Source organism: Chitinophaga silvatica, assembly GCF_003419895.1.
Lineage (GTDB): Bacteria > Bacteroidota > Bacteroidia > Chitinophagales > Chitinophagaceae > Chitinophaga > Chitinophaga silvatica.
This window is the reverse complement of sequence record NZ_QPMM01000003.1, coordinates 212,085-227,431: the sequence shown is the minus strand read 5'-3', so window position 1 is coordinate 227,431 and position 15,347 is coordinate 212,085. Positions and strand designations below refer to the sequence as shown.

Genomic DNA, 15,347 nt, shown 5'->3' with positions numbered 1-15,347 from the left:
CACGTGCACATATGAAAAAACTACTCGTACCTGCTTTGTCGGTGCTCACGATTACAGTGTCATCTTGTGGCAATGGTGGAACACAAGAAAGCAAAGATTCTGTACAGATCGTCGACAGCTCTAAACAGTCTGTTGCCGGAGATACCAGCAACGCTGCTGCTGCGTTAACAGATACTGAGAAAGCTGAAGGCTGGCAATTGCTGTACAATGGAAAAGATCTGACTGGCTGGCGTATTTTCAAAAACAAGCCTGCTGATACCTGGGTTGCTGAAGGAGCAATTCTTCATTGTCTGGGCAGTAAAACAGATAAATCTGATAAAAGAGGAGATCTGATTACTGACAAGGAGTTTGAAAACTTCGAATTACAGGCCGATTGGAAGCTCGCTGCTCAAGGTAATAGCGGGATTCTTTACATGGTTACAGAAGAATTTGATGCGCCTTATCTGAGCGGTCCGGAATACCAGATCATTGATGATAAAAACTTTCCTGAAAAATTGGAAGACTGGCAGAAAACTGGTGCAAACTATGCAATGAATCCGCCGCTGGTTGCTGCTTCTAATCCAATTGGTGAATGGAATACTACTAAGATCATTGTAAACAAGGGTCATGTAGAGCATTGGCTGAATGGACAGAAAACCGCTGAATATGAGCTGGGATCACCAGAATGGAAAAAGCATAAAGCGGAAGGTAAGTGGAAAGATGCTAAGGGATATGGTATGTCTAGAAAAGGACATATCGCGTTCCAGGATCATGGTAGTGAGATCTGGTTCAAAAATGTAAAGATTAAAGAATTGTAGTTTCTCGCGTAGTTTCTCGCAAAGAAGCAAAGAAGCATAAGGAGTTTGATAAAAATTATGGATTTCCATTATTAAAATCAAATTTCTTATGCTTCTTTGCTTCTTTGCGAGAAACATTAGTTAGATAGCAGCTTCGTAGCGTTTGCTAACTGCATCCCAGTTAACCACGTTCCAGAATGCTTTCAGGTATTCTGGGCGACGGTTTTGATATTTCAGGTAGTAAGCGTGTTCCCAAACGTCTACACCCAGAATTGGAGTACCTTTTACTTCAGCAACATCCATTAAAGGGTTATCCTGGTTAGGAGTAGAGGAGATTTCCAGTTTACCGTCTTTCACCAGTAACCATGCCCAGCCAGAACCAAAGCGGGTAGCACCAGCAGTATTGAATTTTTCCTGGAAAGCTTCAAATGAACCAAAAGCACTGTTGATATCATCAGCTAATTTGCCTTTTGGAGCACCACCTGCATTAGGTGCGAGGATAGTCCAGAAGAAGCTGTGATTCCAGTGTCCGCCACCGTTGTTTCTAACTGCAGGGCTGATTTTGCCTGCATTTGCTACTAATTCTTCCAGTGATTTATTCTCGTTCTCTGTGCCAGCGATAGCTTTGTTCAGATTGTCTACATATGCCTGGTGGTGCTTACTGTAGTGAATTTCCATTGTCATTTTATCGAAATTCGGCTCTAGCGCATCGAATGCGTATGGTAAGCTCGGAAGTGTAAATGCCATAACTCAGTTTTTTATGGGTTTTAAAAAATGATTTCGAGATAGTCGCCAAATTTACTGCCAATCCTTTAAAATTTAGACATTTAATTATTACCTTATTTACATAATTACAAGTTGTACTGTAAAAGACGGACTAGCACGTAGATTACGGGCTTGCTCATATAAAAAAATATTTTATATTTACAGGTGCAGGGTTTAACAGGACGTAACATCAGCGAATACAGATATTCGCTAACGTACCTATTGTTTGTTTAAAACTTAAAGTATGACTACAGACTCGGAAGTTTCCCTCAATGCGTTACAAAAGGAAAACGAACAATTACAGGAGCGTGTAAATTGGTTGGAAAGTATACTGCATCAGGTGCCAGCTATGGTGTATGCCTACAATAACAATACAAAGGCCGTAACATGGTGTAACGATCGTATGGCCAACACACTAGGCTATTCTCCTAAAGAAATGCAGGGCCTGGGAATGGAGTTCTTCAAAGATATTATGCATCCGGAGGACTTTAAACTGGCTTCAGTTGCACAACAATCATTTCGTGATAAGAAGGAACAGTTTGGTGGCCTGGCCAGAATTCGCAAAAAAGGTGAAACAGATTATCGCTGGCTATTAGGGCTGGAAGTACCCTTTTCATATGACGCTAAAAATGAAGTAGAGGAAATTCTATGCGCATTCCTGGATCTTACTAATGCAATGGATACAAATATTCAGCTGTCAGAAGCCTTGAATACTATCTTGCGCCGCCAACATGAAAACTTATTTAATAAATTAACATCAAGAGAAAGAGATATTCTTGGAATGGCGGTGAAAGGCCTGAATAATAAGGAGATTGCAACTTCGTTGAATCTTAGCCGTTATACTGTTGAAACACATAGAAAGAACATTAGATTAAAATTAAAAGTGCGTAATACATCAGAATTAGTTGCTATTGCCCGCAAGATTGGTATAGAATAAAATGAGTGAATAAAGTATCACTAGTATGTTGACAAAAATGTTTGTAACCCGCCTGAATTGCTTTGTTAGCAATCGATGTACAAGATTGATAATCACATACAACATCAATATAATTTCTATTTTTTTTAAGATAAAAAATTAAAAATACCCAAGATTGGGTATTGGCATGTTTTTCAAACTGACCTAATTTAGTGAAATAAATATTACAATCGTTTTTGAAAAACAATAGCGTGAATTTAGCTGAAACACCCCTATGACTATGATTACCGAGGAAAGAGCTTTTCATATTTTACAACTGGAAGACACAGCAACTGCTGAAGAAATTGTGGCTCGATATGAAGTGTTAAAAGACCAATACAGAAAAATTAAAGATGAAACAGAAGATTTGCGTACAAGATTAGCATATCAACTGAAGCAAATTGAATTAGATGATGTGTTTATTTATTTCAGAAGAAGACAAATGATTTGATCTACTTACTATATTCTCTTTTTACTCCCAGATTGTAATTATTCCGACAATCCTTATACTTATCCCTAGTTTGCAGTAAATTTTGTTAACTTTAGGCATATAAACCCTACCTAAACAAATTGTTATGAATTTTTTCTTGATTTTTCTAGCTGTTTTGGCAGTGTTGATCATCCTGTCTTCCTTTATTACTGTACAACAGGGAACACTGGCAGTTACCACTATTTTTGGTAAGTATAACCGTATTTTCCATCCTGGTCTGAACTTTAAAATTCCCGTGATTGAAAGAGTTTACAAACGTATCTCTATTCAGAACAGATCGGTGGAATTAGAGTTTCAGGCAATTACCATAGATCAGGCAAACGTTTATTTTAAAGCTATGTTGCTTTATGCCGTTTGGAACCAGGAGGAAGAAACAATTAAAAATGTTGCATTTAAGTTCATGGATGAAAGGAGCTTTATGCAAGCCCTGGTTCGTACCATCGAAGGATCTATCAGAGGTTTCGTTGCTACAAAACGCCAGGCCGAAGTACTGGGCCTGAGAAGAGATATCACCGAGCACGTAAAAGAGCAGATAGATAAAACCCTGGAAGAATGGGGTTTTCATTTGCTTGATCTGCAAATGAATGATATCACATTTGATGAAGTAATCATGAAGTCGATGGCACAGGTAGTATCTTCCAATAACCTGAAAGCCGCTGCAGAAAACGAAGGTCAGGCATTGCTTATTACCAAAACCAAAGCTGCAGAAGCAGATGGTAATGCAATTAAGATTGCCGCGGAAGCAGAGCGCCAGGCTGCTCAACTACGCGGTATGGGCGTTGCCCTGTTCCGTGAAGAAGTAGCTAAAGGTATGACTATGGCTGCCAAAGAAATGCAACAGGCTAATCTGGATACTTCCGTAATTCTGTTCTCTATGTGGACAGAAGCCATCAAACATTTCTCTGAAAACTCAAAAGGAAATGTGCTGTTCCTGGATGGCTCTTCCGATGGAATGGAACATACCATGAAACAGCTCATGGCTATGAATAAACTTATGGACCCTAATGGTGCCAAATAAGACATTTATCTTCTTTGTTCAAAGAAAGCCTTCATTAACTGAAGGCTTTCTTCTTTACAGGGCCCTTCTTCTAATTTTGTTTTAGGATGAAAAGGTGAATGACCAGCCGTAGCCCTGCGGTAACTATTCTTATCATCCGGTGCTGCATATACAATTCTACCAATCTTGCTCCAGTAAAGCGCCCCGGCACACATCAGGCAAGGCTCAACAGTTACATACAAAGTTGCCTCCATCAGGTACTTGCTGCCTAGTGTATTAAACGCTGAAGTCAGTGCAATCATCTCCGCATGCGCAGTACAGTCGTTTAGTCGCTCTACATTATTATATCCTCTGCCGATGATTCTGTTGTTTTGAACCACAACAGCTCCAATAGGTACTTCCCCTTCCTCAAAGGCTTTGCGTGCTTCCTGCAACGCCTGTTTCATAAAATGTTCGTCGTTCATATGTTTGTTTGTAGAGCGTTTCTTTGTTAAAGAAGATGTTTTAGTGTTATATTGTTTCTTGTGGCTGTAGGCAGGGCGGGGGCAAGCCCCGCCCCTACAAGGCTTCTGCATATTTTGATTTACAGAAATTGAATTATTTCAAACTCAGGGGAATCATAATTTGATGAAACTTTGTAGGGGCGGGGCTTGCCCCCGCCCTGCCTGCGATAAATGAAGCCAATCTCAATAAAAAATATCATCTGTTAACTTAATAAGATTTACCCTTTATTGAAATAATCAATCTACTCCTGAATCAATTCCAGGAACTCATCTTCCGTTAAAATCTTAATGGTATTAATCTTTTTAGCTTTTTCCAGTTTACTGCCGGCATCATCACCAACTACGAGGTAGTTGAGTTTACTGCTTACTCCACTCATGATTTTACCGCCCAGCTTTTCTACCATTTCTTCTGCATCACTACGTTTTAGTTTGTGAAGTGTACCGGTAAATAAAAATGTCTGGCCACTAAGACTGCCTTCTGTATTAGCAGCCTTCTTGGTGTTCTCCATGTTGATGCCCAGGGCTGCAAGTTTTTGCAGCATGGCTATATTATCGTTGTTCTCAAAGAATAATCGAATGGAGCCGGCAACTTTAGGGCCTATATCTTCCAGTGCTAAGATCTGTTCTTCAGTATAGTTTTGAAGATCCATGATATTTGTTACCGCATTAGCTAAGGTTTTGGCAGTAGTTTCACCAACATAGCGAATGCCTAATCCAAAGATCAGTCGGTGCAGTGGCTGTGATTTAGACTGTTCTATAGCTGTTTCCAGGTTGGAAAGAGACTTCTTTCCAAAGCCTTCAAGAGTACCTATTTTCTCAAAGTCCAGTTCATAGATTCCTGGAATATCTTTTAGTAATCCTAACGAATAGAATTTGCGAACGTTGCTTTCACCAAAGCTTTTGATGTCCATAGCATCTTTGCTCACGAAGTGGATCATTCTTTCAACCACCTGTGCTTCACAATTGATATTGGTACATCTCCAAACGCTTTCGCCTTCAGGCTTTACCAGTTCGTCGTTGCATACAGGGCAATGAGTAGGGAAGATGATATCTTTTTCATCGCCTGTTCTTAAATCGGCTACAGATTTTACGATGTATGGAATTACGTCTCCAGCTCTTTCAACCAGTACGGTGTCTCCGAGTTTAAGATCCTTTTCTTTAATAACATCTTCATTGAATAATGAAATTGAAGAAACGGTTACGCCTCCGATATGTACTGGGTCAATTTTGGCAACCGGAGTAATAGAGCCGGTTCTTCCTACCTGGAACTCAACGCTTCTCAATTTACTGGTTGCCTGGCGTGCCTTGAATTTATAGGCAATCGCCCAGCGGGGATGGTGAGTGGTCATTCCTAGTTTGTCTTGCAATTCGTAATCATTCACTTTGATTACCATGCCATCAATTTCATAGGGAAGATCATCTCTTGTTTGTTCAAATTGGAGGCAGTAGTCGATTACGGCCTGAATGCCTTTCACTACTTTTTTCTCTTTAGCCGGACTGCGGAATCCAAGAGTAGATAATAGCTCCAGTGTTCCGCTATGTGTTTTAAGTGCTTCAGGTTCCCGGGCTCCCTCATTCATGGAATGGAAGCTCATATGATATAGGAATGCTTCCAGTCCGCGTTTGGCAACTTCATTAGGGTCTACCATTCTCAATGAGCCAGAAGCAGCATTGCGTGGATTAGCCAGAGGGGGAAGGTTTTCAGCAATTCTTTTATCGTTGAAGGCCTTAAAGGTATTTTTGTTGATAAGTACTTCACCCCGAATTTCTATCTGATGAATGCCATATTTCGAGAAGCTGGCAGATAGGGGGATTGTACGGATTTGTTTGATATTGGTGGTTATATCTTCGCCTGCAACACCGTCGCCGCGGGTAGCACCGCGTACCAGTTTATCATCTTCGTAAATGAGGGAGATGCTGGCACCATCAAATTTGGGTTCAATGCAGTATTCAATTTCGCTAAGGCCGGAGCTTTCGCGGGCTTTTCTATCCCAGTCGAGCAGGTCGTCGGCATTGTACGAATTTTCGAGGCTAAGCATTGGAACCAGGTGCTGAACGGTTACAAACTCTTTAGTGAGTCCTTTGGCAACTCTTTGGGTTGGGGAATCGGCACTGATCAGGTGAGGGTTTTCCTGTTCCAGTTTTTTTAACCAGGCGAAGAGCTGGTCGTATTCGAAATCGCTGACTACAGGATCGCTTTGTACGTAGTAGCGCCAGTCGTTATAGGCAATTACGCGGCGAAGCGCATCGAGTGTTTCATCGATGTTATTCAGCAGTTTTTGCTGTTGGAGATGGCTGAGTAATTCTTTGGCCAGCTGGGCCAGTGATATTTCGATTTCCTTTGTGTACATATCAGGTTATGAATAGGCCGTAAATTTAAACTTATTGTTGCTTTAGCTAAAAAAATTAGTGTGCAAATTGTTTATTATATGCCTTTTTTTTCTTTCATTTGAAAATAGTTCCACGCTTGTGTTATAACTGTTTTTTTACTGTAATTCCACGTCTGTATGATGTCAATGTACACCAAAAACATCAACACCCACCTTATTGAGATAAAGGACTATTTCAAGGTGGCGATATCGGTTGATTGTGTAGTTTTCGGTTTCGCTGAAGATAAGCTCAAGGTGTTGCTGATCAAATCGGACCTCAATGAATATAAAGGCAAATGGTCTTTGCTGGGAGATATTGTGCCCCCTGATGAGGAGCTGGATGCGGCTGCTTACCGGGTTTTACATAATCGCACGGGCCTGGATAATGTATATCTGGAGCAGGTGCAGACATTTGGCGCAATTGAGCGGCACCCGGCCGGGAGGGTAATCACAGTGGCTTATTATGCGTTGGTTGATCTGGAGCAAATCAAGGGAAAGACTACCAATGCCGATTTATATTGGCTCTCTGTTGATGAATTGGGGGATATGGCATTTGATCATCAGCAAATTTTAAATGCATGTGTATTGCGATTGCAGCAGCAGATGATGGCGCAGCCGGTAGGATTTAATTTATTACCACTGAAATTCTCATTAAGGGAATTACAAAGCTTATATGAATCGGTTTTTGGTCGGGAATTAGACAGAAGAAATTTCAGGAAGAAGTTTTTGTCGATGGATTTGCTGGAAGATTTGAATGAAGAAGAAGCGGATGTGCGACACAGACCTGCAAGGCTCTACAAATTCAATTTTATTAAATATGACCAACAGAGGAAGCGTAACCTCGGCATTACTTTCTAGTAATATTTTAGTTGATGTTTTTTTAGCTTGATGATGGTTTTTTGTACAGATTTCTGTTAATATACTTTCTATGAAAATGGCCGTTCTGTAAGGTTTTTGAAGAACGACGAAAACAGAAAAATGTAAACATTAATTTTTATCATAAAAACAAAAAAATAGTTTGTTTTTAACAAAAATTTAAGTAAGATTGTGTAAGATATACACATCCTTAGATCAACTTTAGTATATCCGCCATAAACCAAAATTTAAAGACGATTCACAGTAAGAATATTTGCTTTGTTTTTAATTGTATGTAGAAAATTCCATTTAATAAGTTTGAATAACTAGAAAATCATTAATACTAATGTGATTTTATAGTTCCACGTTATGAAATATAAGACTGCTAAGCATTATTGCCTTGTGTCTTACTTTACGCTTTCCCTTGTGCAGTATTTGTACAGGGGAAAGTTGTTTTAGGGAAATATCAACTGTATTTAGGATCAGTTAAAAATTTTGCAACAACTTTAACAGTATGTTTAAGTAATTCTAATTCTGATCAACCCCGCTTCCGGTCAGTATTTCCGCGGCTTTTTACGTAAATTGCAATGTCACGGACCTGACATACAATCCTGTATGCCAGTGTGAAAAAAAAGGGTATTTATATGTCGTATACACCACAACATAAAGTTCGCATTGTAACAGCAGCAGCGCTGTTCGATGGTCACGACGCTGCAATTAATATTATGCGTCGGATTATGCAGGCAAAAGGAGCGGAAGTAATCCATTTGGGCCATAATCGTTCAGCTGCCGAAATAGTAGACTGTGCCATTGAGGAAGATGCACAGGGAATTGCCGTTACTTCCTATCAGGGTGGGCATGTCGAGTTCTTCAAATATATGTATGATCTCCTGCAGGAAAAGGGCTGCGGTCATATTAAAATTTTCGGAGGAGGAGGAGGAACTATTCTGCCTTCTGAAATTGAAGAATTGCATGCATATGGCATTGCCAGATTATACTCTCCCGACGATGGCCGCCAAATGGGGTTGGAAGGAATGATTGAAGACCTCATTAAAAAATGTGATGTTGCCGTTCAGTCTATCCCTGAAATTTCTCCTGCCTCCATCCCGGGATTACAGAAACATAAAAATCCAAAAATCATTGCCCGCGCTATAAGCCTGGCAGAAAATGATATACCGGTAGCACTGTTTGATGGCCAGAAATCCAAGACTGCTGTTACAGTGGAGGCCGATAACGATATTCAGATTTCAACAACCGAAAGCGATAAAAAATATCCGGTTCTCGGAATCACCGGTACAGGTGGTGCCGGTAAAAGTAGCGTCACAGATGAATTAGTGAGAAGATATCTTAACCAGTTTACCGATAAAACAGTTGCTGTTATTTCTGTAGACCCTTCCAAGAAAAAAACGGGAGGTGCTTTGTTAGGTGATCGTATTCGCATGAATTCTATTCACCATCCTCGTGCCTATATGCGCTCCCTCGCTACCAGAGAAAGCGATAAGGCAATCAGTGAACATATCCAGGAAGCTATTGATATCTGTAAGCTTGCAGCTTTTGATTTTATTATTCTTGAAACTTCAGGTATCGGGCAAAGTGATACCGCCATTACAGATTACTGTGATGTTTCGTTGTATGTGATGACACCGGAGTATGGCGCCGCTTCGCAGCTGGAGAAGATTAATATGCTTGATTATGCAGATGTAATTGCCATCAATAAATTTGATAAGGCTGGCGCTCTGGATGCTTTACATGATGTGAGAAAGCAGTATAAACGTAACCATAATCTGTGGGATGCGAAAGAAGATACAATTCCTGTAGTTGGCTCAATTGCTTCACAGTTCAATGATCCGGGAATTAACCAATTATTCGAACAGGTTATTATTAAGGTTGAAGAAAGAACCGGTGTTAAGTTCGGAGATCTTCCACATGAATCAATAAAGGCAACATCTACAAAATCTCAGATCATTCCTCCGGCCCGTGTACGTTATCTGGCAGAGATATCTGAAGCAATTGGTGATTATGCAAAATGGGTAGATGAACAATGCAAAATTGCTACGCAGTTATACCAGATCAATGGAGTAGAGGCATTGGTTCCGGCACAAGCAGCAGCACTGGCCGATATTAAGGAACATCTCCAAAAATCCCTGCATCCGGAATGCATGCAACTCATAAACGGATGGCCTGCATTGGTAGAAAAATATAAAGCAGATTTCTACGAATTCCAGGTACGTGATAAAGTAATTAAACTGCCATTATATACAGAAAGTCTGAGCCACTCAAGAATTCCGAAAGTTAGTTTACCTAAGTATCAGGAGTGGGGTGATATTCTGCGCTGGCAGCTTACTGAAAATCTCCCGGGTGAATTCCCTTATGCAGCTGGTGTATTCCCGCTGAAGAGGGAAGGAGAAGACCCTACCCGTATGTTTGCCGGCGAAGGTGGACCAGAAAGAACTAACAAACGTTTTCACTACGTTTCGCTCGAACAACCGGCAAAACGTTTATCTACGGCTTTTGATAGCGTTACGCTTTACGGTGAAGATCCTGCAGTGCGCCCGGATATTTATGGTAAAATTGGAAATGCCGGTGTAAGTATCGCTACTGTAGATGATGCGAAAAAACTCTACAGCGGTTTCGACCTGTGTGATCCGAAAACCTCTGTATCTATGACCATCAATGGTCCTGCTCCTATATTGCTGGCGTTCTTTATGAATGCCGCCATTGATCAGCAGTGTGAGAAATATATTAAGGATAATGGGTTGACCGAAATCGTAAATGAGCGTATCAGACAAAAATTCAAAGATTATCCATTACCTCATTACAATGGCGACCTGCCAAAAGGAAATGATGGTTTAGGTCTTTCATTACTGGGTATTTCAGGAGAAGAAGTACTGGATAAACCTGTTTACGACAAAATCCGCGCACACGCCTTAAGTACTGTCAGAGGTACCGTGCAGGCGGATATTCTAAAAGAAGATCAGGCTCAGAACACCTGTATTTTCTCCACAGAGTTTGCATTAAAACTGATGGGAGATGTGCAGGAATATTTCATCAATCAAAAAGTCAGAAACTTCTATTCAGTAAGTATTTCAGGATACCATATTGCAGAAGCAGGAGCTAATCCTATTACCCAGCTGGCCTTTACATTATCAAACGGCTTTACGTATGTCGAATATTATCTGAGCCGTGGAATGCATATCGATGATTTTGCACCAAACCTTTCGTTCTTCTTTAGCAATGGAATGGACCCAGAGTATTCTGTGATTGGCCGTGTTGCCCGCCGTATCTGGGCTAAGGCGATTAAGTATAAATACAAAGGGAACGACAGGTCACAGAAACTGAAATATCATATTCAAACTTCCGGTCGAAGCCTGCATGCTCAGGAGATCGACTTTAATGATATCCGCACCACTTTACAGGCGTTGTATGCGATTTATGATAACTGTAACTCGTTGCATACAAATGCATACGATGAAGCGATTACCACCCCTACAGAAGAAAGCGTAAGAAGAGCCATGGCAATTCAGCTGATCATCAACAGGGAGTTAGGAACAGCTAAGAACGAAAATCCAATACAGGGTTCATTCTTCATTGAAGAATTAACTGATCTGGTAGAAGAAGCTGTATTAGCTGAATTTAACAGAATTACAGAACGTGGAGGCGTATTAGGCGCAATGGAAAGAATGTATCAGCGTAACAAAATCCAGGAAGAAAGCCTGTACTATGAATCGTTGAAGCATACTGGTGAATATCCGATTATTGGTGTGAATACTTTCCTGAACAAGAATGGTTCGCCAACTATTATTCCGGCTGAAGTAATTAGATCTACTACTGAAGAAAAGGAATTCCAGATATCAACATTACATGCATTCCAGGAGCGACATTCTGCTCAAAGTGCTGCTGCACTGAAGAAATTACAACAGGTAGCTATTAATAATGGTAATCTGTTTGCTGAATTAATGGATACGGTAAGATACTGTTCATTAGGTCAGATTACGAATGCATTATATGAAGTAGGCGGACAATACAGACGTAATATGTAGGCTCGCAGGCTCGCATTTCTCGCTGAGAAGCAGAGATTAATATTAAGAGGCGTAAGGATCGAAGCGAATTTTTAAGGGTTTCAGATAGGGTTCTGTATTAAATAGAAACTTATCAGCAGTTCTTAAAAATTCGCTTCGATTCTTATGCCTCTTTGCTTACTTTATCACTTTGCGAGAAACAAAAGCTCGCCCGCGAGCAACAAATAAGTAAATCGATTCAGCAATTACCATAAACTTTTCTATTTTAGGGCATTAAATTCTCAAAACGTTATGGTTGCAAGACGTGATTTTTTAAAGAACAGCGCCCTTGTAGCGGGAGCTGTAGGGCTAGGATTGCCTAAAACAGTATTTGGCTGGAATGGTTATACCTCCCAACGCCCACCACTCGCAAAAAGGAAATTTACGAGTGAAGCGGTGGAAAAGACTATTGTTAAAGTAAAATCTCAGATTGCTGATACCAAACTAGGTTGGCTGTTTGAAAACTGCTTTCCCAATACGCTGGATACCACTGTTAATTATAAAACAATTAAGGGAAAGCCTGATACTTTCGTAATCACAGGAGATATTAACGCAATGTGGTTGCGTGATTCCTCTGCTCAGGTATGGCCTTATCTTCCGCTGGTAAAAGATGATAATAAGCTGAAAGATATGGTTGTAGGGGTGATTAATCGTCAGACTAACTGTATCCTGATTGATCCTTATGCCAATGCTTTTAATGAAGGCCCTACCGGTAGTGAATGGGATGAAGATCTTACAGATATGAAGCCTGAACTGCATGAGCGTAAGTGGGAGATCGATTCCTTATGCTACCCTGTACGTCTGGCTTACAACTATTGGAAAATAAGTGGAGATGCAACTCCATTTGATGAAAATTACAAACGTGCCGCTCAGCTGATTGTTAAGACTTTCAAAGAGCAGCAGCGTAAAGATGGTAAAGGGCCTTACAAATTCCAGCGTAAAACCCCTATACAATCAGATACTGCGCCTAACGGCGGATGGGGAGCACCAATGCTGCCGGTTGGACTGATCGTTTCTATTTTCAGACCATCGGATGATGCTACAGTTTTCCCATTCCTGATTCCGTCAAATATGTTTGCGGTAGTTTCTCTGCGCCAGTTGGCGGAGATCAGTGAAACCGTTTATAAGGATGCTGCATTTGCACATGAATGTACGCTCCTGGCCGACGAGGTAGACAGGGCAATTAAAGCATATGCAATTGTTGAGCATCCGAAATTGGGTATGATGTATGGCTTTGAAGTAGATGGTTTCGGAAACCGTTTATTCCTGGATGATACCAACGTACCTAGCTTACTTTCTATCCCTTACCTGGGTTATACCGGTGTAGATGATCCATTGTACCAGGCCAGCCGCCACTTCGTTTGGAGTAATTTCCAGCCTTGGTTCTACAGAGGTAAATATGGAGATGGAGTAGGTAGCCCGCATACCGGTGAAAATTATATCTGGCCTATGAGTATAATCATGAGGGCACTGACCAGTCATGATAAGGAGGAAATAGCTGTTTGCCTGAAAACTTTAAGAAATACAGATGGTAATACCGGCTTTATTCACGAATCCTATCAAAAAGATGATCCAACCAAGTATACCCGTCCATGGTTTGCATGGGTAAACACGTTGTTTGGAGAGCTGATTCTGAAAGTAAGTCAGGAACATCCTGATTTATTACAACGCCAATACGCTATGTAAATCATCATAGATTAAAGAGATAAAGGGATTTTGTGAGCATCTTCACAAAATCCCTTTTATTTTGTGTAAATAAAATCTAAAGCCTATATGAATACCGCCAAGACATATGAACAACGGATTGGGCATTATAAACAAGTTTTAGCAACTAAGAAAGATAGAGCAGCATTACTGAGCTGGGTGCGACTACTCTGTTTTCTGTTAATAGTAGTTGGGGTAGTACTGTTTTTTAAGAATGAAATGGAACCCATATACCTGCTGATATCAGTAGCAGGTATAGCTAGCTTTATATTTGTTTTACTAAAGCATCAGAAAGCCCAGTCTCAGATCTCTTTAGCAGCTACTCTATTGAAAATAAATGAATGGGAACTACATCAGGCTCAAACCTGGGAATCGTTATTTGATGATGGAAGGGAGTTTATTGATGAGAAGCACGATTTTTCGGGTGACCTCGATGTATTTGGGCCTTCTTCCCTGTTCCAGCATGTCAACCGCACCGGAAGCTATTCGGGCTGGAGGCGATTGGCAGATCAGCTTAGAGCCCCATTGCAGGATGCTAACGAGATCAGGTCAGTGCAGGAAGCATTGAAGGTATTGACGCCAGCATTGGACTTCCGCCAGGAGTTTTTGGCAGAGGCAGCACTCTCCAATGAAGCACCTGGGGATATCGGCCAGATCAAAGCCTGGCTGGAAATGCCATTTCAGTTTCTGCATAATAAGTTTGTAAAAGCAGCTATGTGGGCCGCGCCAATACTCTCGGTAGCAGCTATTATATACTATGCCGTTGAAGGAAGTATCATGCCTCTTCTGGCAGTGATATCGGTCAACGGACTGATATTGAGAAATTACTTTAAAGAAGTAATGAAGCAATATATCCTGATTTCCCATAAAGAAAGGATTATGGATAAGTTTTCCATCTTATTGCGTTTGGTGAGAGATGGAGATTTTCATGCATCGAAGCTATTGGTAGCCCAGCAACAGCAAGCTTTTGAGGCAGATACAGCATTGAAGAAACTAGCGCGTATCAGCAATGCGTTTGATCAACGTTTAAATCTACTGATAGGTTTTGGACTTAATGCATTGATGCTATATGATCTGCATTGTATTATGAGCCTGGAAAAGTGGAAGGCTAAGCATAAAGATCATATTATGAAATGGTTTGGGGTTATTTCCAGGCTGGAAGTCTGGAATAGTTTGGCTACTTATGCCTATAACCATTCTGATTACTCCTGGCCGGAAGTTGTGGAAGATAAACCGCTAGTAGAGGCCGAAAAATTAGGACATCCATTAATTCCGGCAAATCAATGTGTGAAAAACGATGGTAGTGTAGGTTCAAATGATAAGTTCCTGATCATTACCGGTTCCAATATGTCGGGTAAGAGTACCTTTTTGCGCAGTGTAGGGGCCAACTTGTTAATGGCAATGTGCGGAGCGCCGGTATGTGCTGATAAATTCACATTTAGCCCAATGCAGATAATGACCAGTATGCGGATTAAGGATTCTATAGCCAGTCATACTTCCTATTTCCAGGCAGAACTATTGCGATTGCAACATATAATACAGCGACTCAAATCAGGAGCCCAGGTATTTATTCTGTTGGATGAAATCCTAAAGGGTACTAATTCGGAGGATAAACTGTCTGGTTCCCGCAGTCTGATAGAGCATTTCCTGCAATATTCCTGTCTTGGTATGATAGCCACCCACGATTTGGAATTGGGGTTATTGGAGGAGGAGAATCCAAACAGGATCAGGAATTACTGTTTTGAAAGCACGATCCAGGAGAATAATCTGTTTTTCGATTATAGAATACGCAAAGGGATCGCAACCAATAAGAATGCTACGTTCCTGATGAAACAAATGGGAATAATAGAATAATTCTAAATATTTTAGTATTAT

General features: G+C 40.7%; 11 protein-coding genes. 8 read left to right on the top strand and 3 right to left on the bottom strand.

From position 1 onward, the window contains the following. Positions 1-11 precede the first annotated feature (11 nt). A complete protein-coding gene (locus DVR12_RS08810) occupies positions 12-797 on the top strand; it encodes a 3-keto-disaccharide hydrolase (protein ID WP_116975300.1) in 786 nt (261 codons plus the stop codon). Between the two features lie 120 nt (positions 798-917). On the opposite strand, the gene DVR12_RS08805 is transcribed toward DVR12_RS08810, so the two are convergent. Further along, positions 918-1,523, bottom strand: a complete 606-nt coding sequence (locus DVR12_RS08805; protein WP_116975299.1) for a superoxide dismutase — start codon at positions 1,521-1,523, stop codon at positions 918-920. 262 nt (positions 1,524-1,785) lie between these two features. Here DVR12_RS08805 and DVR12_RS08800 point away from each other — a divergent pair, with 262 nt between their 5' ends. The 3 genes from DVR12_RS08800 to DVR12_RS08790 all read left to right on the top strand — a co-directional run bounded on the left by DVR12_RS08800 (position 1,786) and on the right by DVR12_RS08790 (position 4,004). Further along, positions 1,786-2,478, top strand: coding sequence for a LuxR C-terminal-related transcriptional regulator (locus DVR12_RS08800; protein WP_116975298.1), 693 nt, complete (start codon positions 1,786-1,788; stop codon positions 2,476-2,478). A gap of 259 nt (positions 2,479-2,737) precedes the next feature. Continuing rightward, positions 2,738-2,947: a hypothetical protein gene (locus DVR12_RS08795; protein ID WP_147323434.1), complete on the top strand. Its 210-nt coding sequence runs from the start codon at positions 2,738-2,740 to the stop codon at positions 2,945-2,947. 124 nt (positions 2,948-3,071) lie between these two features. Beyond that, positions 3,072-4,004 carry an SPFH domain-containing protein gene (locus DVR12_RS08790; protein ID WP_116975296.1) on the top strand — a complete coding sequence of 311 codons (933 nt, stop codon included), beginning with the start codon at positions 3,072-3,074 and terminating at the stop codon, positions 4,002-4,004. Between the two features lie 5 nt (positions 4,005-4,009). On the opposite strand, the gene DVR12_RS08785 is transcribed toward DVR12_RS08790, so the two are convergent. Together DVR12_RS08785 and ligA are read right to left on the bottom strand one after the other, a co-directional pair. After that, positions 4,010-4,558, bottom strand: coding sequence for a nucleoside deaminase (locus DVR12_RS08785; protein WP_233522212.1), 549 nt, complete (start codon positions 4,556-4,558; stop codon positions 4,010-4,012). 170 nt (positions 4,559-4,728) lie between these two features. Next, entirely contained in the window at positions 4,729-6,837 is a 2,109-nt protein-coding gene (ligA, locus tag DVR12_RS08780) for an NAD-dependent DNA ligase LigA (protein ID WP_116975295.1), read from the bottom strand. Between the two features lie 156 nt (positions 6,838-6,993). Here ligA and DVR12_RS08775 point away from each other — a divergent pair, with 156 nt between their 5' ends. The 4 genes from DVR12_RS08775 to DVR12_RS08760 all read left to right on the top strand — a co-directional run bounded on the left by DVR12_RS08775 (position 6,994) and on the right by DVR12_RS08760 (position 15,326). Beyond that, positions 6,994-7,713 (top strand): NUDIX hydrolase, encoded by a 720-nt coding sequence (locus tag DVR12_RS08775; RefSeq protein ID WP_116975294.1) that lies wholly within the window; start codon positions 6,994-6,996, stop codon positions 7,711-7,713. A gap of 641 nt (positions 7,714-8,354) precedes the next feature. After that, positions 8,355-11,750, top strand: a complete 3,396-nt coding sequence (locus tag DVR12_RS08770) for a methylmalonyl-CoA mutase family protein (protein ID WP_116975293.1) — start codon at positions 8,355-8,357, stop codon at positions 11,748-11,750. A 270-nt stretch (positions 11,751-12,020) separates the two neighbouring features. Continuing rightward, entirely contained in the window at positions 12,021-13,454 is a 1,434-nt protein-coding gene (locus tag DVR12_RS08765) for a glycoside hydrolase family 125 protein (RefSeq protein ID WP_116975292.1), read from the top strand. 87 nt (positions 13,455-13,541) lie between these two features. Next, positions 13,542-15,326 (top strand): MutS-related protein, encoded by a 1,785-nt coding sequence (locus DVR12_RS08760; RefSeq protein ID WP_116975291.1) that lies wholly within the window; start codon positions 13,542-13,544, stop codon positions 15,324-15,326. The last annotated feature ends 21 nt before the right edge of the window (positions 15,327-15,347 follow it).

Bases quoted from the DNA above. Each gene is read 5' to 3' on its own strand.
- DVR12_RS08760 (WP_116975291.1), top strand. From the start codon at position 13,542: ATGAATACCGCCAAGACATATGAACAACGGATTGGGCATTATAAACAA.
- DVR12_RS08790 (WP_116975296.1), top strand. From the start codon at position 3,072: ATGAATTTTTTCTTGATTTTTCTAGCTGTTTTGGCAGTGTTGATCATC.
- DVR12_RS08775 (WP_116975294.1), top strand. From the start codon at position 6,994: ATGATGTCAATGTACACCAAAAACATCAACACCCACCTTATTGAGATA.
- DVR12_RS08805 (WP_116975299.1), bottom strand. From the start codon at position 1,523: ATGGCATTTACACTTCCGAGCTTACCATACGCATTCGATGCGCTAGAG.
- DVR12_RS08795 (WP_147323434.1), top strand. From the start codon at position 2,738: ATGATTACCGAGGAAAGAGCTTTTCATATTTTACAACTGGAAGACACA.
- DVR12_RS08765 (WP_116975292.1), top strand. From the start codon at position 12,021: ATGGTTGCAAGACGTGATTTTTTAAAGAACAGCGCCCTTGTAGCGGGA.
- DVR12_RS08785 (WP_233522212.1), bottom strand. From the start codon at position 4,558: ATGCAGAAGCCTTGTAGGGGCGGGGCTTGCCCCCGCCCTGCCTACAGC.
- ligA (WP_116975295.1), bottom strand. From the start codon at position 6,837: ATGTACACAAAGGAAATCGAAATATCACTGGCCCAGCTGGCCAAAGAA.
- DVR12_RS08810 (WP_116975300.1), top strand. From the start codon at position 12: ATGAAAAAACTACTCGTACCTGCTTTGTCGGTGCTCACGATTACAGTG.
- DVR12_RS08770 (WP_116975293.1), top strand. From the start codon at position 8,355: ATGTCGTATACACCACAACATAAAGTTCGCATTGTAACAGCAGCAGCG.
- DVR12_RS08800 (WP_116975298.1), top strand. From the start codon at position 1,786: ATGACTACAGACTCGGAAGTTTCCCTCAATGCGTTACAAAAGGAAAAC.